We start from the raw sequence: 23,235 nt of genomic DNA on the forward strand, positions 1-23,235 counted from the left end.
CTAAAGATCTTCCCTCCCCCTGCATAGCAGGGGGTTTATTTTTACTGTCACACAATCATAAACCCCCTTTCCTTTTCATAAGCTTATGGATAAGGAAAGGGGGTTTTTTATGCACAGAGATTTTTACACCCGTCTGATCAACCGGGAACATCCTCTGCCGGAAGCCTTTGTACCGGAACATCTCATTGATATCGGCCTGCCATTTGAAGCAGCTCCCGGGGATCCCAAACGACTGCTGGAATGTCAGACTGCCAGAGCCGCCTCCCAGCTTTTTCACGCCTGCCACCGATGTGGTCTGAATCTGTGGGCAGTTTCCGGATATCGTTCTTTCAGGCGGCAACAGGAACTTTTTACAGGAAGCCCTTTTGTGGCAGAGCCAGGAACAAGCGAGCATCAGAGCGGACTTGCCCTGGACGTTTCCTGTCCTTCCATCCATATGGAACTCTCCGAAAAGTTTTCCGAAACTGGTGAAGGCAGATGGCTGAAAAAGAACGCTCCGCTCTACGGTTTTATTCTCCGATATCCGAAAAACCGGGAGGAAATCACCGGCGTTCCCTATGAGCCCTGGCATATCCGTTATGTGACAAAACCGCTGGCATCCTGGCTTACCATCACCAACCTAACTCTGGAAGAATACCACAGCTTTCCCTCCCGCTGCCCACATCCGCCCTGACTGCCGGATTTTTGTTTACTGTTCCATCTGCCGTCCAAGGAAACTGGCCGCAGTACGGACCAGGGCTCTTTCTTTTTCTCCCAACACCGTTTTTTCATTTTTTCCAAGAAGAATCACGGAACCGATGGCATCACTGGCGCACAGAATCGGCTGTATCATTTTTCCACAGAAGGAATCTTCTCCGCCGGAAACCAGCGACATTTTTTCCCTGCCGTTTCCGTCGATAAATTTTCCCTCTCTGCCTGCAATAATTTCATCCAGTTCCGCGCTGATCTCTTTTCCCTCCAGTTCCCGGCTTCCACTGCCGGATGCCGCTACTATCAGATCCCGGTCTGTAATACAGGCTGCCAGCCCGGTAGTCTGCACCAGTGCATCTACATATTCTTCCGCAAAAGAAGTCAGCTCTCCGATCGGCGAATATTTTTTCAGAATGATCTGTCCTTCTCTGTCTGTAAAAATTTCCAGAGGCGTTCCCTCTTTAATCCGCAGCGTCTTTCGTATTTCTTTCGGAATCACTACCCTGCCCAGGTCGTCAATCCTGCGAACAATTCCCGTTGCTTTCATCTTTCCAAATTCCTCCTGTACTTTTTATCTGTTCATTGCCGCTTCCGGCAGTTACTGGTTTATCTGTATGGTTATTATGTGAAAAAATGGGAGAAATATGTATATAAAAAAATCGGGAAAATTAAATTTCCCGACTTTTTTCTCTGATAATTTTTACTGCATCCGGATTGACTTCCTGTGGTACTGCTGCCGGCCGTGCCAGATAATATCCCTGAAGCAGATCTACCTTAAGTTCCAGAACTTTCTCCAGCTCTTCCTTCGTTTCCACTCCCTCTGCAATAATGTACATTCCTCGCTGATGAGCATATTCTACAATATTTGACACGATCTGCTGTTTATCGGCATCCGTGTCAATATCACGGATAATCGCTATGTCAACTTTAACATACTGTGGCGAGAGAGTCAGCAGACATTTTTCGCTGTTATAACCAGTTCCATAATCATCCAGAGCGATTGCTCCCCAGAACTCCGGCGCGTTTTTCTTCTCCATGGCTTCCTGATCCAGGGTTTCCTGTTCTGTAATTTCAATAACCAGCTGGGACTGAAGTTCTCCATATCTGAGCCTGAATTCTCTGCTCTCCTCATCTGTCAGATTCTGACTGGCAATGGAGTTAATAAACAGCAGTTCATCACCTCTTACCTCGCCGTTATCCCGCAGAATACAGTAACCTTCCGCAGCCCGAAAAAAAGTAATTCTCTCCAGCTCATGAAGGCATCGTTCTTCCTTCGCAAGGCGAAGTACATCCTCCGGTGATCTCAGCAGCGGTATCTCCACACGCATCAGTGCTTCCAGCGCTATAACTTTACCGGTTATCGCAGATACAATCGGCTGATAATAATAAGTGAGTTCTTCTTTTCGAATCAGTTGCAAAAACTGCTTCCGTTTCTCCGTTTCATTTGCACTCCGGTCATAAACTTCCAGATCAAATTCCTGGAAATGTCCTTTACCGGAACGTTTTACCTGATACATTGCAAAATCCGCATACTTTTTCAACAGTTTCAGATCCGTTGAGTTTTCAGGATACCAGGCGATACCTCCGGAAATACTTAACCGGAGTTTTCGTCCACTTGGAAGAAGCACAAATTTTCTGTCGATGGCTGCTTTTACTTCAGCAATCACATTTCGGATTTCTTCCTTACTGTCATAACCATAGAAAAGAAGATTAAATTCATCGCCGGAAATCCTGGAACACAGAGTTCCTTCCGGTACATATTCCGCAAATCCTCTTCCCGCTTCATGAATATAACGGTCACCAAAATCATGTCCAAAATTATCATTTGTGTACTTCAGGTTATCCATATCAATCATTACAAACGCGGCAGTTTTAAGCTTCTCCGGATGTTCCCGGAACAGCGCCTCACTTTCCCACTGGAACGCCCGTCTGTTGTAAAGACCTGTAAGTGTATCATAATCTCTTTCATGTTCAATATTCATACGTTCCCGGGTAACTTTGGTAACATCTTCCACAAGTCCGATTCTCCGGTCAGACTCTGTCTTTATCTCCATACGGACATACCGGATTTCTCCTCCGGCATGCTCCACACAATAGACTTTTGCGCCATCACTTCCAACCGTATAGGAACAGCTGCGGTCAAAATTCTTCAAAAATTCCACAAACTGTTTTCCTGTCACAGGTTTTTCTGAGGATTCTTCTACTCCCAGCATGGAAAAGAAATTATCCGTCACATAAACGCTCTCATTATCCATCCGCACTTCAAAACCGCCAAGTTCCACACTGGCCATTTCCATAATACGCAGGAACTTTGTGGATATGGTAATCATATCCTGATTCATCTGTATGATCGCATCGGCAAACTGATCCAGTTCCCGGATACCTGTATCCGAAAACTGAAGTGAGGTACTGTTATTTTTCTGTACTGCCTCCACTTCACCGGAAAGCTTCCTTACTGGTCGGGCAAGCCTTAAACTGATCACCAGGCTGCTCAAAACTCCCACCAGCACAGTGAGAAATACTGTCATTGCCAGCATTTTTATCACATGCCAGGAAAAAGAAAACAGCTGTCCCGTATCAACCGCACCGATCAGTATCCACTGCTCGTCAAAAAACGGTGCATTTCTGTTGTACAGCTGAAGCGGCTTTAATGTCATATAATATTTTTTTTCATTAAGTTTCAGCTGATAATCACCATACTGATTCTTTTTAAGCTTCAGTTTTTCTGACTGCAATTCTTTTTCCATGGAGGAATTTTCCCCACTGACACCGCAGACTCCTTCCAAAACGATTTCATCATTTTTCAGTGAAGATTTCGTATAAGCCAGAATATAAATCCCTGCGCTCTGATTCTGCAGTTCTTCATACGGCATCTGAACTTTCAGATATTCTGTAAGCATTTCTGTTCCAAGAACACCATAAACAGTTCCATCTGAAAGGATTAATGGAGTGGAATAGGCAATTGCTGAACGGTTGTCGCCGTCCAGTATATAATCTTCTGTTGTCCAGTGGCCATAATCTGCGGCATCCAGCCGGCCCTGATCTTTAAAAGCTTCCTGAAAAACCGGATATATAATTTTCTGAGTACTTTCATCCGAAACAAACATCTGTGATTTCCAGCCCTTATCTGTAGAAATCCCCATGGATTTTACCAGTTCCACAGGAGATCTCTCCATCAGAAGATCCGTATTTTTCTCCGGCGGCAGCGAATCCGGATCCAGATCCCGAATATATAATGCTGGAATTGTATCTTCCGGACTTCTCTGATCCAGGTCTTCCGTATTAAACGCCACATAGATTCCGGTAACAGATTTCCGCCGCATGTTGTTAAGCATTCTTTCACTGATACTTTTCATCAGCAGAAGATAATCTTCTTTATTTTTTTCGATATCTCCAATACGGATCTGCCCTGAATCAACCAGTTCCTGTGCAGTGTTGTTGATCCGTTCTGCCAGGCTGGACAGTTCCTCATTGGCTGTCAGAAGATTTTCCAGATAACTTTGTCTGTTATCTACCTGTTTTTCCAGAATGTCCACTGCATTCTGATTCAGCTGTGTACTCACATGGCTGATTCCAAGCGCTGCTACCAGCAACAGGATTTCAATTCCCAGAACCAGAAGCATAGCTGCCAAAATTGTACGAAATATAGATTTTTCTTTTTTTGTATTAGCCTTCATATGCCTGAAGTTTTGAAAGGACATTCTGATACCATTGTTCAAAATATTCATCCGACAAAAATTCCGCCTCTGCTTCCTCCGCACTCTCACCCTGTGCAATCCGCTCGTCTACAGTATTCCGATCCTGCTGTGCAGTATCTCCGAATGCTTCCTGCAAAACAGTTCTCGCATCATTTCCATTTTCGAATGCATGCATATAATACAGATTATTATCATTAATTTCTGCCTCAGACTCTGTAAGGATTTCCTCCATGGAACTGCTGATATCAGAATCCACAGATTTGATTTTCTCTATATTGTTTGCTTCTTTTGTTACAGGCAGGTATCCTGATCCAACAGAAAATTCTATGTTATTCTCCGACTGAGTAAACCATTTCAGGAATTCTATACTCGCCTTAATTTCATCTTCAGAACCTTTTGTCACAACCATTCCGGCACCCTGCTGGACTGCATAATCATCTCCATCTTTAAATTTCGGACATGGAAGGACTTTCAGGTCTATATCATAGGCAGCTCCGCTGTCGTCACTTACCTGTGTCGGGAAAAATGTAGCACTGGATGTAGATCCAACGTAGCCAAGCACATTGCCAGTTTTTACATCATCACTGCGGAAACGTCCGAATGCTGAAAAATAGCCCTTTACATAAGGAACATAATAATTATCCCAGAGTTTACGGATAATATCTTCATCAAAATTCAGAGTCATTTTTCCATCCTTGACTCCAAAAATATCACATCCAAGTTCTTTTGCGCCTACCAGAAGATAGTTCGCCATGGCATCTCTTCCGAACAGAGCTTTTCCGTCATCTGCCTCCGGAGTCTGACTGTCCGTCCAGTTATAATACTTCTCTGCAGTTTCCACAAGGCCTTCGACAGTCTGGAGATCCTCATACTGAGCACCGGTTTCCTTCGCAAATTTCTGCCAGTCTGTATCATTGAGGAATAAAAGCTCGGTAGATTTCGCAACCGGGAAAATCTTGATACTTCCGTCGTCCGAAAAATCTCCCTCTTTCAGATATTCTTCTACGTACTCATCTTTTTCTTTATCTGTAAGATAATCGGAAAGGTCTACCAGCATATCCTTCTGGTCCATGGTATAAGCCGTATCTGAATATGCAGAAAAAATATTCGGTACTTCGGATGCTCCTACTTCGCCATTCACCGCAGCCAGGACATTCTGTTCCAAATCTTCCGCGGTTCCAAGACTCTTGGTTTCTACGGTAATACCATCTTTCTTTCCAACTGTATCATTAAATTTCTCTGTCAGATCATTAAAAGCATCCAGCTGATCACCATTATAATACGTCCATACTGTAACTGTAACAGGGTCCGACTTTTTTCCGGAACATCCACTGATCATGGACGTTGCCAGAGCCGCGCCTAACAGACAGAGCACTACTTTCCTGTGTGCCATAAATTCTCCCTTCCGCCTGCACTCATTTGCAGGAACACTGTTTTTATCTTATCACAGTACAGACATATTATCAAAGAAAAACCCCGCTTTTTACATTCTGTTTTCTTATTTCTCCATAACTACAGGAGCAGCGTTGTCGTATGCCTGCTCCAGAAATACTTCCTGGGAATTCAGCGGGGCATTATCGGATGGTTCGATTTTATAATTTCCTTTATTGTTCATGGTTCTTGCTTTACGGTTATCACTGAGCATTGTCACAAACATTTCCTGGATCTGCATCCGGATATCCGGATCTTCGATAGGAGCTGCCACTTCCACACGGCGAAGGGTATTTCTTGTCATAAAGTCCGCAGATGAAATATAGATCTTTGCCCTCTCCTGTGTTCCGAAAATATAAATACGGGAATGTTCCAGAAAACGTCCCACAATACTGATAATATGAATATTTTCTGTCTGTCCTTTTACTCCCGGGATCAGACAGCAGATACCGCGGACTACCATATCAATATGTACTCCCGCGCAGGATGCTTCCACCAGCTTGTTCATAATACGTTTATCTGTCAGAGAGTTCATCTTCAGGCCGATATATGCCTGCTCTCCGGCTTTTGCATGTTCAATCTCCTCATCAATCATGGCAAGTACTTTGTTCTGGAGACATTTTGGCGCAACAAGAAGATAATCCATATCTTCAACCGTTTCTCCCATTGCCAGTGCCTGGAATACTCTGGCTGCTTCTGTTCCGATCTTCGGATCAGCGGTCATCAGAGAAAGGTCTGTATACAGACGGGCTGTTTTTTCGTTGTAATTTCCTGTTCCGATCTGTGTATAATATTCCACATTTCCATCTTTTTTCTTCATAATCTGGCAAAGTTTGGAATGTACTTTATAACCATCCAGACCGTAGATCACATGACATCCCGCATCTTCCAGAAGTCTGGACCATCCAATATTGTTCTCCTCATCAAAACGTGCCTTCAGCTCCACCAGAACGAACACTTCTTTTCCATTTTCTGCCGCTTCGATCAGAGCTTCCACAACCTTACTCTGTTTCGCTACACGGTAAAGAGTCATCTTGATGGAAACGACATCCTCATCATTGGCTGCTTCATGAAGCATTGTAAGAAACGGTTTGATACTCTCATATGGATAGGAAAGAAAACGGTCTTTTTTCGCAATCTGGTCAAGAATCGGTTCATGGCTGTTAAACACAGGAGATTTCTGAGGAATTCTTTTTTCATAAAAAAGCTCTGTTCTTTTTCTGAGGCCATCCTGGATCTGGAATACAAAAGAAAGATCCAGCGGGATATCTCCCCGGAATACAAAATTCTTGTCCACTTCCAGATAATCGCAAAGTGTTTCAACAACATCTCCGTCCATTTCTCTGGAAAGTTCCAGACGGATTGGTGCCAGTTTCTTTCTTGCCTTAATCAGCTCCACCATAAATTCACGATAATCCAAATCTTCATCGTAAAGAGCGTCTGCGTCAATATCTGCATTTCTGGTAATACGAAGCAGGGATTTTGCCTTGATGTGGTAACCTTTGAAGATTTTTGAAACAAAGTGAAGGATCAGTTCCTCAGACAGCATATAAGTGCCTGTTTTTCCGGGAACCGGGATCAGGCGCTGGATACCTACACTGCTGCACGGAATAATACCCAGTTTTTCTTTTCCTTTTTTTGTTTCCAGAACTACTACTGCATAGATTTCTTTATTCCGGAGAAATGGAAACGGCTGTCTTTTTCCCACGATAGACGGAGAAATAACCGGAGCCACTTCTGCTTCAAAATAACGTTCCAGATAATTGCGGTCTTCTTTTTCGATCTTATGGAAATTCAGCATATGTACGCCGTATTCTTCCAGGCTTTCCATAATCTCTTCATAAACCACATCTCTTTTCCGGTTCAGTTTTTTGGTTCTGGCAAGGATTGCGTCCAGCTGTTCCTTTGGTGTCATATTGGTTTTGTTTTCGCGGATATCTTTTGCAAGAAGCATCTGATCCACCAGAGATCCCACACGGACCATATAAAATTCATCCAGATTGCTCTGATAAATCGAAGCAAATGTGAGACGTTCACACAGCGGATTTTCCGGATTCTCTGCCTCCTCAAGTACTCTCTCATTAAATTTCAGCCAGGATAATTCCCTGTTCATGTATATTGTATCTGCCATTTTTTCCTCCTGTAAACGGGCCTTATTTTTTCTGTCTCAGTATACTGGCCTAATGTTTATTTCAGAGCAAGGGTTTGTTAAGTTCTGATAAAATTTTTGCAAAAATAGGGGTTGCATTTTCGAATAATAGTGGTATAGTATTCGTATACTTGATATGTAGTTTTGAATACTACATGTTATTTTATTAATTTCTACATTGTTTGACTGTTATTCCGCATCCGAACAACAGATTCCTGCGGAATATCATACAGGAGGTGTTTTTATGAAATTTAAATTAAAAGATCCGGGAAGTGCCATTACTCACGGGATCGCCATGCTCCTTGCAGTGGCCGGCGCCACTCCACTGATCGTGAAAGCTGCCAGAAGTGCGGATATTCTTCACGTTTTTGCAGTAAGTGTTTTTATCCTGACCATGATCCTTCTTTATCTGGCAAGCACCCTTTACCATTCTGTAAACTCCACCGCCAAGGTGAACCGCCGCCTGAAAAAAATGGATCACATGATGATCTTCGTGATGATCGCAGGCAGCTATACACCGGTATGCCTGATCGTCCTCCACGGCCGTACCGGTTATATCCTCTGTGCCCTGGTATGGACCGTCGCCATCATCGGCATGATCCTCAAGGGCTGCTGGATCAACTGCCCGAAATGGCTTTCCTCTGTAATTTACATTGGAATGGGCTGGCTGTGTGTTCTGGCTTTTGTGCCGATCTTCCACAATCTGCCGCGGGCAGGTTTCGGATGGCTTCTGGCAGGCGGAATTATTTATACCATCGGCGGCGTGATCTATGCGTTGAAACTTCCAATTTTTAATGCGAAGCATAAGAATTTCGGTTCCCATGAGGTGTTCCACATCTTTGTTATGCTGGGAAGTCTCTGCCACTTTGTTGTGATGTATTTCTTTGTAGCCGGCATGGCCCTGCACTAAAATTTCATCAGCTCCAGCTTCTTTTCTCTGGTCAGCTGTTTGATCCGGTATTCCCGGATCATAGCTTCTTCTTTTGTTGCAAAACCTTCGTAATAGACCAGCTTCACCGGCCGCTTGGCCCGGGTATATTTGGCCCCTGCCTTTCCTTCGTTATGAGCTTTCATACGCCTGGAAAGGCAGTTTGTCCATCCGGTGTAGAGTGTGCCGTCTGCACACTGCACGATATATGTGTAGTTCATGAATTTTTCCTCTTCTGTAAAAACTATTCTGCTTCTATGTAAAGACAGCCGCCGGTGTTTCTTCAGCAGCCGTCCTTCTATTCTCAAGCAGCCGGAAGGATTCATGTAATTCATTCAAAATAAAATTTAAAGCAGGCTGGGATTCCGGCTGCGGATTTTCCCACCTGCTTTATTATACGTTCTTTCATATTTTCTGTGAATATAAATCTAATCCTGCAGATTTTCTTCACAGAATTTTTTATTCAACCACACAGTTTTTCAGTGTGTAAATATTTCCATCTGCTTTTGAAGTCTCCAACTTCACAGCCTGCGTCTGTGTCTCCGGATAATATCTGGTAGAGAAAGCCACTTCTCCGCCATTCACATAAATCTCCACAGCTGTAGTATCCGCAAGGATTCTGAGACTTTCAACTTCGCCGGACGGAATATGTGCTTTACGTACTTTTCGTCCTGCACCGGCTTTCTCGGAGAGAGTTAAGATCACATCTCCGCCCTGATACTCCAGGAAAAGATTTTCCCCAAGACTTACCTTGCCCTGGTCACCTTTTACCTGAATATCCAGATCAAATGGTCCGTTCACCGGAAGCTCCACGCTGGAACCGCTGATGGAAGTCCCATTCTCTCTCAGCCCGTTCAGTTCTTTCACCGGATACTGATAAAGCATTCCGTTCTTATACGTAACTTCTCTCGGAACCGTCAGGCAATGCTGCCATCCTTCACTTTGCGCTGTAGGATTTACATACTCCTCGTCTGCATCCGGCATTCCCATCCAGCCGATGAGAATCCGTCTGCCTTTTCCATCCTGGAATGTCTGGGGTGCATAGAAATCAAAACCGTGATCCCATTCCCGGAAATCTTTTTCCTCCGGCTTTCCGTCCTTCAGGATAAAGTATCCGGACTGATAGATGTTCTGGAAACGGAACTCTTCCCTTGTCAGTCCCTGTGGAGATACAGAAAGTACTTCCTGTCCCTCAAGGGTAAAATAATCCGGGCATTCCCACATGTATCCGAAAGCATTCTCTGTGGTCAGCTCATGGTCGAATTTCCAGTTTTTCAGGTCTTCGGATTTATAAAAAAGTACGGCACCCTGGTCGCTTTTCTGACGGCCGCCAAGGATCATGCGATACTCCTCTCCATCTTTCCAGACCTTCGGGTCACGGATGTGGCATGTGTAATTCTTCGGATAATCCTCCCAGGAAACGGCTACTTCTTTTGTTCCAAAATGAACGCCGTCCTCACTCTCCACATGGAGAGTGCTGGACTGCCTTCCGTTATTGATATAATCATAATCTCCATCCATCTTGATGTTTCCTGTGTAGAAAAGATGAAGCTTATCTTTTTCCGCAATGGCGGAGCCTGAGTAAACACCATGACAGTCATAAATGCTGTCCGGCAGAAGCGGAACACCTTCATATCTCCAGCTGATCATATCTTCGCTGGAATAATGTCCCCAGAATTTCAATCCACCGTTGGACTCAAATGGAGAATACTGGAAAAACACGTGATATCTTCCTTTATACCAGCATAATCCGTTTGGATCGTTGAGCCATCCGGTGGGCGGCATCAGGTGATGGGTCAGACGGTTTGTCTGCATTGCCCTTCCCACTGCTGCCGTTTCCTCGATTTTTCGAACTTCCTCCGCAAGCACTTTTGTCAGAGAACTCATTTATTTTACCTCCAGTACTTCAGAACTGTTATTTACGGTTCCTTCTGCAAGCATTTTTACTTCTTCATAATCATCGGTATTGGTTACGATCAGCGGTGTGGTCACATCGTAACCTGCTGCCTTGATGGCATCCATATCAAATGTGATCAGCGTCTGGCCTTTTTTCACTTCGTCGCCGTCTTTTACATGTGCGGTGTAGAATTTTCCGCCAAGCTCAACGGTGTCAACGCCGATGTGGATCAGCAGTTCCAGTCCGCTTTCTGTTGCAAGACCGATTGCGTGTTTTGTGTCAAAAATTGTAGAAACGGTAGCGTCGCAAGGTGCTTTTACCTCACCTTTGGACGGAATCACTGCCATGCCTTTTCCAAGGACTTCTGATGCAAAAGTTGCATCTTTTACTTCTGAAAGCGGGATCGCGGTTCCCTCAAGCGGGCTGTAGAGGGTCTGTGCGCCAGCGTTGGCTGTCTCTGTTTTTTCTTCAACTGTTTCTGCCGGAGCGCTTTCTGTTTTCTCTGTTTCGATATTTTTTTCAGCTGTTTCCTGTACCTCGTCTTTATATCCTATCATCCATGTGAGTACGAAAGCCACTCCGAACGCGATGGCAAACATCAGGATATAAGCAACTGGGTTATTCAGGCACAGCAGGATTCCGAAGATACCGGTAACACCTGTTCCTGTAGCACCAAGACTGGTGATGGAGGCAAAAAGCGCTCCGCATGCACCGCCGAGGCAGCCCATGATAAACGGCTTTCCGAAGCGGAGGTTTACACCGAAGATCGCCGGCTCTGTGATTCCCATGCATGCACTTAAAGCAGACGGAACAGCCATGGATTTGATCTTCTGGTTCTTTGATTTCAGGCCTACAGCAAGAGCTGCACCACCCTGTGCAACGTTGGCTGCGGATGCAAGTGGCAGCCAGTAGGTAACGCCGAATTTGGCGATCTGTCCAAGGTCAATGATGGTGTACATGTGATGAACACCTGCAACAACTGTCGGTGCATAAAAAGCACCCATGATAAAGCTTCCGATTCCAAACGGCAGAGCGATCAGCCACTGGATTCCATCCAGAAGTCCGTTCTCAACAGCTACGAAGATCGGTCCGATAATGGAAAGAGTAAGATAACCAGTTACAAAAACACTGACAAGTGGTGTTACAAAAAGGTCGAACATTGCCGGTACAACTTTATGAAGTCTCTTCTCGATCTGTGCCAGTACCCATACTGCAATGATAACCGGGATTACATGTCCCTGATATCCGACCATGTCAATGGAGTAAAGTCCAAACCATACTTTCTGTGTTGCCTGTACGCCTTCTGTTGCGACGGTCCAGGCATTCTGCAGATTCGGATGGATCATGATCATACCGATAACCGCGCCCAGGTAGGGGTTGGCGCCGAATACTTTCGCACCGCTGTAAGCGATGAGGATCGGCAGGAATGTGTACGCCGTGTTACTGAAAAGCTGTGCAAATACATAAATGGAACCGTTGGTATTGATGTTCAGGAAGCCGTTGTTTACCATGAAGTTCAGAGCTTCCATGATTCCCATCAGGAATCCGCTGGCTACGATAGCCGGGATGATCGGGACAAAAATATCTCCAAGTGTCTTGATCAGTCTCTGTGCCGGATTGGCCTTGGATGCTGCCACCTGTTTCAGTTCTTCTTTGCTGCTCTCGGAAACTCCGGCGATCTGGATGAACTCGTCATAAACCTTGTTTACAACTCCTGTTCCCAGGATGATCTGCATCTGTCCCTGTGCGAAGAATACACCCTTCACACCGTCGATGTTCTCTACATATTCCTTGTCTGCCTTGTCATTATCCGCAATGACCAGACGAAGTCTTGTTGCACAGTGTGCTGCGGAAATTATGTTTGCTTTCTTTCCTACATGATCATAGATTTCCTGTGCGGTCTTTCTGTAATCCATGTCCGTCCTCCTTTTCTTTTACTGTCCTTCCTGCGGGCAGTAGACTCTTTTTGCTTTCCCTTTTTTGTGAAACAAATTTCTGATCTTTTTTTGTTTCTTTTATGAGATTGATTCCATATTTATTTTTCTTTTAAAAATGACTGTTTTTTCTTAAGTCCTTGGTTTTTATTAGTTTTTCAGGCATTTCTTTGCTTGTTTTTCATATTTGTTTATGTGTTCTTATGTGGAATCGTTCTCACATCTTGATTGTATTATAACCACTACATTCTCATTTGTAAATCCGCAACATCTCACAAATTTTTCTGGCCAAAATTGTACATATTCCATAAGAACAGGCATAAAAAAGAAGCAAACCTCTTTTTTCCAAAAAGATTTGCTCCTGTTCCACAATAACTTATAATTTTTCTCCCCTGTCTGCGGGGATATTCTCTGTCACCTGTGAGATTCCCGTTCCACAAGTTCACATCCCATTTTGATTTCCTTGCTGATTCCGGTATCGTTCTCAATAAGATCTGCCAGCATGGCTGCTGCCTCCATCCCACTGGTCTTATAATAAAAATGTACCGTAGTAAGCTTCGGTTCCACAATCTTGCCCGGAACACCATCACCGATCCCTGCGATCTGCACATCCTCGGGAATGCGAAGTCCGATCTCCTTCAGATAAGTCATGGCTCCAACTGCCATGGTATCCGTGGCACATACCAGCGAATCAATGGAAGGGTCCTCCTCAAAAAGTTCCTTCGCCATCTCATAACCGGAATCCATGGTAAAACTGCCTGCCTTCATCTTCTCCGGCAAGATCTCAAGCTTTCCTTTATGAAGCGCATCCACAAATCCTTTTTTACGGCGTGCACCAACTGCCTCATCTTTATCTGTAACACCGATGTAGGCGAACTTTTTCCCCTTCTTCGCAAGTTTCTCTGTCACCATAAAAGCTGCCTTGTAATCATCCTGATAAATACAGGGATACCCGTCCAGATGCTGTCCCAGAAGCACGATCGGCACTTTATAATCCTTCAGCATCTGTTTATGCTTTCTGGTAAACATGGTGGCAATAAAAACCACTCCGTCCACCTGGCGTTCTTTAAACAGAGAAAGATATTTCAGCTCTTCTTCCAAATCGTTGTTGGTATTGGCAAGAATCAGCTGATAACCTCTCCGTGTAAGAATATCACTGATTCCCTCAACTTCACGACTTATGGTATCGGAATTAATCTTTGGAAGGATGACACCGATAAGGCTGGTTTTCTTCGTCCGCAGTGTCTGCGCCTGGGAAGATGGCTGATATCCGGTCTCCTGGATCACCTTGCGGATGACTTCTTTTTTTTCACTGCTTACATATCCGTTGTTCAGATATCTGGATACCGTAGCTCTGGAAACTCCGGCAAGTCTGGCTATTTCATTAATGTTCATGACCTATGTACCTCTTCTTCTGTCCTCTTATGTCTGTCATTTTCCGTTGTTTTACAGATATTTATAGATAGATTATACACGTTTTCTTTCCGTTAAAAAAGATACTTTTAACTTCTTACGACATAAAAAAAGTACGGGATGCATCTCACTCGCATCCCGTATCCTTTTCAGCGATTATCCATGATCATATCTGCTGTTCCAACTTTCTGCATCACTCCAAATACTCAAACGGGTCCACCGGCGTACCGTCTTTTCTCATTGCAAAATAAAGATTCGGACCTTCTACAGAATAGTATTTGGTCGGTGCACTGATATTTCCGATCACTTCGCCTTCTTTTACTGTGTCACCTTCTGCCACAGTAAGGTCTTTCAGCTGTCCGTACACCGCCTGATAACCATTTCCAAGCTCCATGGTCACAGTCGTTCCTGTGCAGGCATCCTGTGTAATGGAAAGCACCTGGCCGTCTGCCGCCGCGTATACCGGTGCATCTTCCACTGCCTGCAGGGAAATCGCCGGGCTGACCCGATACTGATCCAACGTCGGATAATATACGGTTTCATTCATATTGTAATCCACAAGAACCGTTCCTCTCACCGGCCACTCCATAATGGAATCCTCTGTAAAGTTCAAAGTCTGTGCTGCGATTCCGGCTGCGGAAGTTTCGGCTGTATCTGTGGAGGAAGTCTCTGCTCCGTTATTTGCTGCATTTTCTCCAGTTGTTGCTGCATTTCCGGCGTTGGCGTTATCTACTACATTTCCGGTTCTGGCAGTACTATTGCCAGCATTTTCTGCCACTGCATTACCATCCGTTCCTGCATTTTCAGCTGCACCGCTTCCTGCAGTCTCACGGATATTTCCGGTTACACCGTCTGCATCTGCCCCATCTTCTGAAGCTCCTGCCAGACCAGTTTCATCTCCGGCTGCTCCATCAGTCATCTCATCCTGTGCCGCATCTTCCCAGCCATTTCCGGCAACTGCCGCATCCTCTGCGTTTTCCCCGTCCGAAAGCTCTTCTTCCAGCCCGGTCTCTTCCATCTGTACAGAATTTTCCTCCTGGGGATTTTCTACAACAGGTTTCGTCCCCAGCTGATAAACGGTAATCCCAAGTGCCGCCACTGCTGCCAGAACTCCGCCGTTGATAATGCCTCTCACAATTTTACTTTTCATATTCTTTCCACCTCTGTCTGATATGTTCATTTTCAGCAACGGAAAAAGCAGTACAGAGAATATCTTCCTTTCACTCTGCTACCGTTTCCAGTCACCATTTCTGTATCTATAGAGTGTCCAGAATATGGCTGTCTATTCACTTTTTGAATATTTTTCTTTTAATTCCATCTCCGGAAAATATTTTTTCAAAATCTCCTCCGCATTGCTTCCGTTTTTCGCCATCTCATTTCCGCCAAACTGTGAAAAACCTACACCATGGCCACTGCCCCGCACCCGAAGATAATAAGTATCATCTTTTTTCTGCAGACTGAAATTCGCCGATTCCAGCCCCATCCCCGACGCAAAACTTTCTCCCTCCAGAAGAGTTTCCCCTACCATAAGCTCCGTCACATAACCGGCACTGTCCCGCTTTTTGATCTTCAACTCCCCGGAAAGCTGCCCCGCCGGAATTTCCACAACTTTCATATAATCCGGAGATTTTTTGTCCCCGCTGCTGTCTGCCGGTTTCAGATATGTATACGCCTCATCATGAAAAGCCTCTGCTCCGCTGCGTGTTTTCCCCGCGCTGATCTTATGCCAGGGTGTCAGCTTTACTTTTCCCTCATATGTCAGTACCTGCCCTCCCGTCTCTTTCGCTGACTGCTGATAGATTTGATTTTTTTCTGTAAAAAAATATCTCCAGACTTCTCCTGCATTTTCGTTTTCCCAGAGGATCTCCGCGAGATTTTCTCCCTCCCCAAGCCACCTCTGAATATTCGACCGTGCGATCACAGTCTGCGCTTTTATGGTTTCTTTTTTCATATCCGGGGAAATCTGCGAAAAAACAATGATGGGAAGATATTCTTCCATATCAGGAGCCCTCTCTGCCAGGACCATCTCCGTCCCCTGAAAAGCCGCTGCCGTAAAATAAGGAAGAACAATTGCCAAAAACACCAGACAGTATCGAAGAAGCGCATATTTTTTCATAAAAACACCATAAACGGTCTTTTTCCTAATATATGTTCTTTTGCAAAAAATTATTATTTGCTGTATACTATAGCAATTCGAAGGGAATCTGATTACAATATCACCTGATTTTTAAGAATGGAGGTATCTCATACCATGCTTGCCATCTTTCTCGCACCACTATATATCCTCATTAATATTTATATCGTCCGCTGGATGATCCTGTGGATGGGTGCATGCACTCATTTTTTCCAGACCTTTGCGTTCCGGGCATGTTTTGTGGGTGTTTATATTTTTCTGTCCACTTCTCTTCTGACCTGTTTTCTTATCCGGAAGCCGCCTGTGGTCCACCGTTTCCTGAAAAATACAGCCAATTATTTCCAGGGAACGTTTCTTTACATTCTGATTGTGATCGTAACTACTGATCTTTGCAGACTGATCCTGAAGCACACGCTCCATCCGGCCTGGCTGTACTCCCGGAAAGCCTTCGTAATCACGGGAGCAGTCTGTACACTTCTGATCATCGGTATCAGTCTTTATGGAATTTTGAACCAGTGGAATATTAAGACAAAAACTTATGATGTGAAAGTAGACAAGCAGGTGAAGGGAATGGATTCTCTGAAAATCGTCCTGCTTGCAGATATTCATTTCGGATACAGCATCGGGGAAAAACATGCCGAACTTCTTGTAAAAAAGATCAACGCCGAAGATCCGGATCTGATCTGCATTGCCGGCGATATTTTTGACAACGAATACGAAGGGATCAAAAACCCCGAAAAAACAGCGGCCATTCTTCGTTCGCTGAAATCCAGATACGGAGTTTATTCCTGCTGGGGCAACCATGATCTCAGCGAACCAATTCTGGCCGGTTTTACTTTCCGTAATGCAAAAGAAGATTATGACGATCCCAGAATGTGGGATTTTCTGGAATCCGCCAACATCCGACTGCTCAATGACGAAACCGTTCTCATTGATAACTGGTTTTATCTGACAGGCCGCAAAGATCCGTCCCGCTGCCGAAAAATGTCTGACACACGGAAGGAACCTGACCAGCTTACAGCCTCCCTGGACAAAACACTCCCCATTATTTTTATGGATCACCAGCCTGGTCAGCTGGATGAAGTGGCAGCCGCAGGCGCAGACCTTGATCTCTGTGGTCATACTCATGACGGCCAGCTGTTCCCTCTGAACATCATCACCGGCCTGGTCTGGGAAAATTCCTGCGGTTACCTGAAAAAAGGAAATATGCACAACATCGTTACCTCCGGCGCAGGCATATGGGGCCCGAATATGCGTACTGCCACAAATAGCGAGATCTGTTCGATCACGGTGCATTTTTCATAAATTTCTCATGCTGCCCTGTATCTCTGTTTTTCTGCTGACACAGAATCCGGCCAGTCCCGGATCCTGTGTCTTTTTTTCTTCACTGAACGTATTTCCGGTTCATTCTGCTGTGTTATTTTCAATTGTTTTTTATCCCAGTATTTATTGCATGTCCCAGCTCCTTTGCGCGCCGACGCATACGCTCCACAAGACCTTGTCCAATTCCTTCCTGCAGCCGGTACACGGGAGATTTTTTCCATAAAGATCCCAAGGAGCATTGCTATTATGTGAAAAATCTGCAGTAGTTTTCCATAGCCATATACCATAAAATACCATCCTTTCCACAAAAGACTTCGTTCTCAGGTTTCTGATTACTGATTTCATTCCATCCACCACAGATTTCTGTAATGTACAGAACCGGGAATGCGCGTTTCCCACAGCTATACAGCTACCAAAAGCCTATGTAAGCCTTTCGCAGAAATAGAACCGAAAATTTTTTCTGCATATGACAGAACTGCTGGCCGGTTGGGACTTTCTCCTCATAAAGACTTTTATTCCAGGAAAAAGCAGCTGGTATAAGTGATTGTTCCAGGTCCGTAATAATATTCAATCCCGCTGTCCTGACAGACCTGTGTTACCAGCATTCCATATGCTTCCATTGATGAAAAACGTTTCTCCGGAAAACGGCAGGGGGCATCCGGATAGCTGCATTTCGCACATCTGGTGCAACATCCGGCCCCAAGGGAAAGAAGTTTGGGGAAAAATTTTTTCAGCTGGTCATGCATCTTTACAAAATGTTCTTTATGAAGTGCTTCCGTCTCCATCATTCCCTCTCCGTCAAATTCATCTTCCAGTTCCCCTTTTGTCTGCACAATGATTCCTTTTTTATAACCGGAAATATCTGCCGCACATTCTTCCAGTGTTCCACAGGCAGGCGGGCAACTCCAGTTGCGTCCGTACATATGGCATTTATCCGTGCTGCACATCTGGCGCACCTCCGGAAGAAGTTTAATCTTATCTATATTCAGTTCTTCTACTTTAAAAAATCCTATGCTGTTTCCAATATTTTTTAATTCTTCCAGCTCCATAATGTTTTCCTCCCCATGCTTTTCGATTCAGTTTCAGTTCTGGTGGATTTTATATCTCAGGAAATTCCAGCTCATCTACAAACTGATCCTGAAATTCAGGTAATGCCGCAAGCTCCAGAAATTCCGTATGACGTGCAAGTCGCTCTGCCCGTTTCAGTTCTTCTTTATTCAAAAGTGCAAGCTTCGCACCTTCACCGGCTGCATTTCCAACCGGAATGATCCGATCCTTAAGAATACCAGGAAGCATTCCGATCCTGCATGCTCCCGCCGGGTCCATATAATTTCCAAAAGCTCCTGCTATATAAACCTGCTCCACCTGTTCCAGAGTAATCCCCATCTGTTCTGCCAGAAGAGCAATTCCTGCAGCAATGGCCCCCTTCGCCAGCTGTACTTCCCGAATATCTTTCTGGCTTAAATATACCGGTTTTCCATCCCCGGATTCCAACGGATCAGCCAGAAGATATGCTTTCTTTGTATTTTCATCGATCTGAACCACCCGCGGATTTTCCAGCAGCTTTCCGCTTTCATCGATCACCCCCGCATCCAGAAGACATGCTATGATATCGATCAGACCGGAACCGCAGATTCCCGTTGGTCTGCCTCCGCCGATTACCTTACATTCCAGTTTTCCATCCACCAGATGTGCATGTTCAATCGCACCATCTGCGCCCCGCATTCCACAGGCAATCTTAGCTCCCTCAAAAGCCGGCCCTGCCGCAGTAGAACATGCAATACGGCGTTTCTCATTTCCAAGAACAATTTCTCCGTTTGTTCCAATGTCGATCATCAGCGTCATCTTTTTCTCTTCTTCAAGATTCACAGCCAGAAGACATGCTACAGTATCTGCCCCCACAAAACCTGCAATAACAGGTAAAGCTACCAACTGTCCTCCCGGGTGAATACCAAGATGGAATTTTTCTGCCGGAAACATCAGCCCCTGACTGATGGCCGGATTATACGGTGCATGAACCAGAGAATCCGGTACAATTCCCAGGAAAAGATGATGCATGCAGGTATTTCCCACAACACTGACCTGATAAATATCCTCCGGAGATTTTTTCGCCGCTTCACAAAGTGTACCGATCAATTTTCTTAAAAGCTCCCGGATACATGTGGAAAGTTCTTCTGTACTGTGCTCCAGCGAATAATTTGCTCTCATGATCACATCTGCGCCATATTCTGTCTGTGTATTTAATGCACTTGCTGTTGCCAGCTGCTCTCCTGTTTTTCCATCCAGAAGATATCCTGCCACCGTTGTTGTCCCAATATCAAAAGCTGCCATCAGTACCGGTCTGTCGTCCTGTTCTTTCAGCTCCAGGATCTGATCTCCGCTGATAATCGCTCTCGCTTTTCCATTTTTCTCTTTTATCAGTCGGCTGATTACAGGCAGTATTTCCAGTTTTGGCTGAAAAAAGATATCTTTCTTCCGGCAGCTTTTTATCGCTTCGCAAAGTCTTGTCCAGTCTGAACTGTTTTCTCCCACTGTACATGGCGGGATCTCAATATCCAGAATTTCCAGTTCCGGTGAAAAAGTCACGGCTCTCTCTGTTCCCTTTACAAGGATTCTGTGTTCAGATTTTTTCTCAATCGCTTCTACTTCAATATCTGTAGTTATCTTTGTCTGACAGGCTTTTTCCACAGCTCCGTTTATTTTTACCATGCATTTTCCACATTTTCCGGCTCCTCCACATGGTGCATCCGGGGATAAACCTGCGATTCGCTCAGCCTCCAGTACCGTAGTTCCTTCCTTCACCGTGACTTCTGTTTTTTCTTTTATAAAAAACACCCGGTATGTATTCATACTCTGTCCCACCCCCTATAATCTATAGTCAAAAATCCGCAGAAACTATTATACCTTTCTAGTTTCTGCGGATCTTAATCTGCTATTATACCGGAGATTCCTGCCCAAACAAGTTTCTCCTTAAGCAAGCGGATTGCAAATACCCGCTTTTTTGCCTGTTTACTTTATGCGGCAAGTGATTTTGCAACCTGCGCTGCGGAAGCTGCATCTGCTGTATAAGCATCTGCACCGATCTCTTCTGCAAATTCCGGAGTGATCGGAGCTCCACCAACCATGATCTTGATATCTTTACGGAAATCTTCTTTATTAAGAGCTTCAACCGTTTCTTTCATAGCTGGCATGGTTGTTGTCAGAAGTGCGGAAACACCTACTACTTTAACATCCGGATTCTCACGTACTGCTTCAATAAATTTCTCTACCGGAACATCTACGCCAAGGTCAATTACTTCAAATCCTGCACTTTCAATCATCATGGCAACCAGGTTTTTACCGATATCGTGAAGATCTCCTGCTACAGTTCCGATGATCATCTTTCCTGCTACACCAGCGCTTCCACCTGCAAGATGTGGTTTCAGAACATCTACACCTTTTTTCATAGCTCTGGCTGCTACCAGCATCTCCGGAACAAAGATCTCATTATTTTTGAATTTCTCACCAACAACGCCCATTGCCTTGATCATATTGTCAAGAACATCTGGTGCCGCATTTCCCTCATCCAGGGCTTCCTGTACCGCTGCTGCGATCAGTTTGGATTTTCCTCTCACTACCAGATCAAAAACTTCATCCATTTTACTCATAAGATTTTACCTCCTGAAATTAATTTGCACTCATTTATCTGTTTTTCAAATACAGTCTGTTTTCGTACCTGACTGTATTTTTTTGTATGTTCCTTAAGTCTTCTCTGACAGACTCCGCAATCAGCCAGACTTGCCTTAAGCCCATTTTTTATTTTTTTACAGGTCCGATCAGTCCTTCTCTGTATGCCCCGATATATTCCATACAGTAGTCATCTTCTCCAAGAAGAGCTTCTGTCGCATAAATCAGTCCAAGCATATCTCTGTTTGTAGGATCAAGGATTCCACTGTCCAGTCCGGCGTTCATAGCCAGTACCACAAATCCAAGATTGATCAGCTTACGAACCGGAAGGTTAAATGAAATATTGCTGATCGCTGCTGTAATATGAATAGAAGGGTATTTCTCACGAACAGTAGAAATAACTTCAATATTTGTCTCAATTCCATTCTCAGATGTACAAAGCATCTCTACCAGCGGGTCAATGTGGATCCTGGATGGCGAAATTCCGTACTCTTTGGCTTTTGCCATGATCTTATCGAATACACGAAGTCTGTCCGCTGCGTTCTTCGGAATTCCACTGTCATCACTTAACAGTGCAATAACCTGCCAGTCCTTATTTTCCTCCTGCGCCATAATTGGAAAGATCTTATCAATCTTATCTCCCTCACCAGATACAGAATTAAAAAGTCCCGGTCTTTTACAGAATTTATACGCCTGCGCCAGAACATCTGCACTGGGGCTGTCTACAGAAATCGGAAGATCTGTTACTTCCTGGATACAGTCGATCATCCATTTCAGAGTTTCAACTTCCTGTTCTTCCGGAACAGATGCACAACAGTCAATAAACGTTGCATTCGCTTCTGCCTGTTTTCTTGCACGATCCTTGATAAATTCAGCATCTTTGTTGGCGATTGCTTCTGCCACGGAAGGAATCGAACCATTGATCTTTTCGCCAATAATAATCATTTGCTACACCTCCTGAAGTATTCTTTCCGACAAAACGTACAGTCCATGAATCCCCCGAAACATGCTGTAGTTTTCTAACTGTCTTTATTGTAGCAGATACTTTTTACAATCTACATACTCTATAGCGTGGAGTTTTCACGCTTCTTTTCATACAATGTGTAGGATAGCCGTGATGTATTTTTGATACGAAAAAAGCACTGTCATTTTGACAGTGCTCTTAAAAAGTAGTGAGGCATCGGGGATTCGAACCCCGGACAACTTGATTAAAAGTCAAGTGCTCTACCGACTGAGCTAATACCCCATATTAAATTGTATGCTTGGTTTAGCATTAAAACATGCCCAGAGCCGGAATCGAACCAGCGACACGAGGATTTTCAGTCCTCTGCTCTACCAACTGAGCTATCTGGGCATAAGTAGCGGGGACAGGATTTGAACCTATGACCTTCGGGTTATGAGCCCGACGAGCTTCCAGACTGCTCCACCCCGCGTTATTAAATGTTAAAAGCCGATGATCGGACTCGAACCGATAACCTGCTGATTACAAATCAGCTGCTCTGCCAATTGAGCCACATCGGCATTTAAGTGGATGGAGAAGGATTCGAACCTTCGAAGGCGGTGCCAACAGATTTACAGTCTGCCCCCTTTGGCCACTCGGGAATCCATCCATAATCTATGGGACCTATAGGGCTCGAACCTATGACCCTCTGCTTGTAAGGCAGATGCTCTCCCAGCTGAGCTAAGATCCCATATTTAATTCATTACAGCTAAGCTGTAACGACCCAGAAGAGACTCGAACTCTCGACCTCCGCCGTGACAGGGCGGCGCTCTAACCAACTGAGCCACTGGGCCATTTAAGGTTTGTACCTTAAAAACTACATACATGTTTGTTGATTGTTAATCAAACTCTTTGAATCAATTCTTAACCTGCGTTTCTTGGTCAAGCCCTCACCCGATTAGTAACAGTCAGCTCCATGTGTTACCACACTTCCACCTCTGCCCTATCTACCTCGTCGTCTTCAAGGGGGTT

At 44.6% G+C, this 23,235-nt stretch carries 16 protein-coding genes, 7 tRNA genes and 1 pseudogene; 3 read left to right on the top strand and 21 right to left on the bottom strand.

Annotated elements, in window-relative coordinates; all coding sequences use genetic code 11:
• Positions 1 to 109 precede the first annotated feature (109 nt).
• Positions 110 to 673, top strand: coding sequence for a M15 family metallopeptidase (locus G5B06_RS16525; RefSeq protein ID WP_148448272.1), 564 nt, complete (start codon positions 110 to 112; stop codon positions 671 to 673).
• A 15-nt stretch (positions 674 to 688) separates the two neighbouring features.
• On the opposite strand, the gene G5B06_RS16530 is transcribed toward G5B06_RS16525, so the two are convergent.
• The 4 genes and pseudogenes from G5B06_RS16530 to ppk1 all read right to left on the bottom strand — a co-directional run.
• Positions 689 to 1,237, bottom strand: coding sequence for a stage V sporulation T C-terminal domain-containing protein (locus G5B06_RS16530; RefSeq protein WP_148448270.1), 549 nt, complete (start codon positions 1,235 to 1,237; stop codon positions 689 to 691).
• Between the two features lie 121 nt (positions 1,238 to 1,358).
• Entirely contained in the window at positions 1,359 to 4,367 is a 3,009-nt protein-coding gene (locus tag G5B06_RS16535) for a bifunctional diguanylate cyclase/phosphodiesterase (protein ID WP_173772537.1), read from the bottom strand.
• Positions 4,357 to 5,781: an extracellular solute-binding protein gene (locus G5B06_RS16540; protein ID WP_148448266.1), complete on the bottom strand. Its 1,425-nt coding sequence runs from the start codon at positions 5,779 to 5,781 to the stop codon at positions 4,357 to 4,359. Before G5B06_RS16540 ends, G5B06_RS16535 begins: the two co-directional genes overlap by 11 nt.
• Before the next feature lie 105 nt (positions 5,782 to 5,886).
• Positions 5,887 to 7,965: pseudogene (gene ppk1 / locus G5B06_RS16545) on the bottom strand (polyphosphate kinase 1); the annotation flags it as partial.
• Between the two features lie 247 nt (positions 7,966 to 8,212).
• On the opposite strand from ppk1, the gene trhA reads away from it, so the two are divergent.
• Positions 8,213 to 8,878, top strand: coding sequence for a PAQR family membrane homeostasis protein TrhA (gene trhA / locus G5B06_RS16550; protein ID WP_148448262.1), 666 nt, complete (start codon positions 8,213 to 8,215; stop codon positions 8,876 to 8,878).
• Here the strand turns inward: trhA and G5B06_RS16555 are convergent.
• The 6 genes from G5B06_RS16555 to G5B06_RS16580 all read right to left on the bottom strand — a co-directional run bounded on the left by G5B06_RS16555 (position 8,875) and on the right by G5B06_RS16580 (position 16,256).
• A complete protein-coding gene (locus tag G5B06_RS16555) occupies positions 8,875 to 9,117 on the bottom strand; it encodes a GIY-YIG nuclease family protein (RefSeq protein ID WP_173762862.1) in 243 nt (80 codons plus the stop codon). The genes trhA and G5B06_RS16555 overlap by 4 nt on opposite strands.
• Before the next feature lie 238 nt (positions 9,118 to 9,355).
• Positions 9,356 to 10,783, bottom strand: coding sequence for a glycoside hydrolase family 32 protein (locus G5B06_RS16560; RefSeq protein WP_173762863.1), 1,428 nt, complete (start codon positions 10,781 to 10,783; stop codon positions 9,356 to 9,358).
• On the bottom strand, positions 10,784 to 12,709 hold the full coding sequence (locus tag G5B06_RS16565; protein ID WP_173762864.1) for a PTS beta-glucoside transporter subunit IIBCA: 1,926 nt from the start codon (positions 12,707 to 12,709) through the stop codon (positions 10,784 to 10,786).
• A gap of 432 nt (positions 12,710 to 13,141) precedes the next feature.
• A complete protein-coding gene (locus G5B06_RS16570; RefSeq protein ID WP_173762865.1) occupies positions 13,142 to 14,122 on the bottom strand; it encodes a LacI family DNA-binding transcriptional regulator in 981 nt (326 codons plus the stop codon).
• A gap of 211 nt (positions 14,123 to 14,333) precedes the next feature.
• Positions 14,334 to 15,290, bottom strand: a complete 957-nt coding sequence (locus tag G5B06_RS16575; protein WP_173762866.1) for a peptidoglycan DD-metalloendopeptidase family protein — start codon at positions 15,288 to 15,290, stop codon at positions 14,334 to 14,336.
• A 132-nt stretch (positions 15,291 to 15,422) separates the two neighbouring features.
• On the bottom strand, positions 15,423 to 16,256 hold the full coding sequence (locus G5B06_RS16580; RefSeq protein ID WP_173762867.1) for a SpoIID/LytB domain-containing protein: 834 nt from the start codon (positions 16,254 to 16,256) through the stop codon (positions 15,423 to 15,425).
• A gap of 135 nt (positions 16,257 to 16,391) precedes the next feature.
• On the opposite strand from G5B06_RS16580, the gene G5B06_RS16585 reads away from it, so the two are divergent.
• Entirely contained in the window at positions 16,392 to 17,579 is a 1,188-nt protein-coding gene (locus G5B06_RS16585) for a metallophosphoesterase (RefSeq protein ID WP_173762868.1), read from the top strand.
• A gap of 530 nt (positions 17,580 to 18,109) precedes the next feature.
• On the opposite strand, the gene G5B06_RS16590 is transcribed toward G5B06_RS16585, so the two are convergent.
• From G5B06_RS16590 to G5B06_RS16640, 11 genes are all read right to left on the bottom strand, one after another.
• Positions 18,110 to 18,646, bottom strand: coding sequence for a DUF2284 domain-containing protein (locus G5B06_RS16590; RefSeq protein WP_021976026.1), 537 nt, complete (start codon positions 18,644 to 18,646; stop codon positions 18,110 to 18,112).
• Between the two features lie 49 nt (positions 18,647 to 18,695).
• Positions 18,696 to 20,447: an ASKHA domain-containing protein gene (locus tag G5B06_RS16595; protein WP_173772539.1), complete on the bottom strand. Its 1,752-nt coding sequence runs from the start codon at positions 20,445 to 20,447 to the stop codon at positions 18,696 to 18,698.
• A 164-nt stretch (positions 20,448 to 20,611) separates the two neighbouring features.
• The gene (locus G5B06_RS16600) at positions 20,612 to 21,244 is read right to left on the bottom strand and encodes a corrinoid protein (protein ID WP_021976028.1); all 633 of its coding nucleotides are present in this window, start codon (positions 21,242 to 21,244) and stop codon (positions 20,612 to 20,614) included.
• Positions 21,245 to 21,392: 148 nt separating this feature from the next.
• Positions 21,393 to 22,208, bottom strand: coding sequence for a methyltetrahydrofolate cobalamin methyltransferase (locus G5B06_RS16605; protein WP_021976029.1), 816 nt, complete (start codon positions 22,206 to 22,208; stop codon positions 21,393 to 21,395).
• Positions 22,209 to 22,436: 228 nt separating this feature from the next.
• Positions 22,437 to 22,509 (bottom strand) — tRNA-Lys (locus G5B06_RS16610).
• A gap of 35 nt (positions 22,510 to 22,544) precedes the next feature.
• Positions 22,545 to 22,617 (bottom strand) — tRNA-Phe (locus G5B06_RS16615).
• Positions 22,618 to 22,622: 5 nt separating this feature from the next.
• Positions 22,623 to 22,696, bottom strand: a tRNA-Met gene (locus G5B06_RS16620).
• 15 nt (positions 22,697 to 22,711) lie between these two features.
• Positions 22,712 to 22,784 (bottom strand) — tRNA-Thr (locus G5B06_RS16625).
• Between the two features lie 7 nt (positions 22,785 to 22,791).
• Positions 22,792 to 22,873, bottom strand: a tRNA-Tyr gene (locus G5B06_RS16630).
• 8 nt (positions 22,874 to 22,881) lie between these two features.
• Positions 22,882 to 22,954, bottom strand: a tRNA-Val gene (locus tag G5B06_RS16635).
• 29 nt (positions 22,955 to 22,983) lie between these two features.
• Positions 22,984 to 23,057, bottom strand: a tRNA-Asp gene (locus tag G5B06_RS16640).
• Positions 23,058 to 23,235: the final 178 nt, after the last annotated feature.

The sequence above is a fragment of the Blautia luti genome (assembly GCF_013304735.1).
Taxonomy (GTDB): Bacteria; Bacillota; Clostridia; order Lachnospirales; family Lachnospiraceae; genus Blautia_A.

What these genes read in the sequence shown, in the direction of transcription:
- G5B06_RS16540 (WP_148448266.1), bottom strand. Translation starts at nt 5,781, where the DNA reads ATGGCACACAGGAAAGTAGTGCTCTGTCTGTTAGGCGCGGCTCTGGCA.
- G5B06_RS16530 (WP_148448270.1), bottom strand. Translation starts at nt 1,237, where the DNA reads ATGAAAGCAACGGGAATTGTTCGCAGGATTGACGACCTGGGCAGGGTA.
- G5B06_RS16600 (WP_021976028.1), bottom strand. Translation starts at nt 21,244, where the DNA reads ATGAGTAAAATGGATGAAGTTTTTGATCTGGTAGTGAGAGGAAAATCC.
- trhA (WP_148448262.1), top strand. Translation starts at nt 8,213, where the DNA reads ATGAAATTTAAATTAAAAGATCCGGGAAGTGCCATTACTCACGGGATC.
- G5B06_RS16565 (WP_173762864.1), bottom strand. Translation starts at nt 12,709, where the DNA reads ATGGATTACAGAAAGACCGCACAGGAAATCTATGATCATGTAGGAAAG.
- G5B06_RS16605 (WP_021976029.1), bottom strand. Translation starts at nt 22,208, where the DNA reads ATGATTATTATTGGCGAAAAGATCAATGGTTCGATTCCTTCCGTGGCA.
- G5B06_RS16590 (WP_021976026.1), bottom strand. Translation starts at nt 18,646, where the DNA reads ATGGAGCTGGAAGAATTAAAAAATATTGGAAACAGCATAGGATTTTTT.
- G5B06_RS16580 (WP_173762867.1), bottom strand. Translation starts at nt 16,256, where the DNA reads ATGAAAAAATATGCGCTTCTTCGATACTGTCTGGTGTTTTTGGCAATT.
- G5B06_RS16575 (WP_173762866.1), bottom strand. Translation starts at nt 15,290, where the DNA reads ATGAAAAGTAAAATTGTGAGAGGCATTATCAACGGCGGAGTTCTGGCA.
- G5B06_RS16585 (WP_173762868.1), top strand. Translation starts at nt 16,392, where the DNA reads ATGCTTGCCATCTTTCTCGCACCACTATATATCCTCATTAATATTTAT.
- G5B06_RS16555 (WP_173762862.1), bottom strand. Translation starts at nt 9,117, where the DNA reads ATGAACTACACATATATCGTGCAGTGTGCAGACGGCACACTCTACACC.
- G5B06_RS16560 (WP_173762863.1), bottom strand. Translation starts at nt 10,783, where the DNA reads ATGAGTTCTCTGACAAAAGTGCTTGCGGAGGAAGTTCGAAAAATCGAG.
- G5B06_RS16570 (WP_173762865.1), bottom strand. Translation starts at nt 14,122, where the DNA reads ATGAACATTAATGAAATAGCCAGACTTGCCGGAGTTTCCAGAGCTACG.
- G5B06_RS16595 (WP_173772539.1), bottom strand. Translation starts at nt 20,447, where the DNA reads ATGAATACATACCGGGTGTTTTTTATAAAAGAAAAAACAGAAGTCACG.
- G5B06_RS16525 (WP_148448272.1), top strand. Translation starts at nt 110, where the DNA reads ATGCACAGAGATTTTTACACCCGTCTGATCAACCGGGAACATCCTCTG.
- G5B06_RS16535 (WP_173772537.1), bottom strand. Translation starts at nt 4,367, where the DNA reads ATGAAGGCTAATACAAAAAAAGAAAAATCTATATTTCGTACAATTTTG.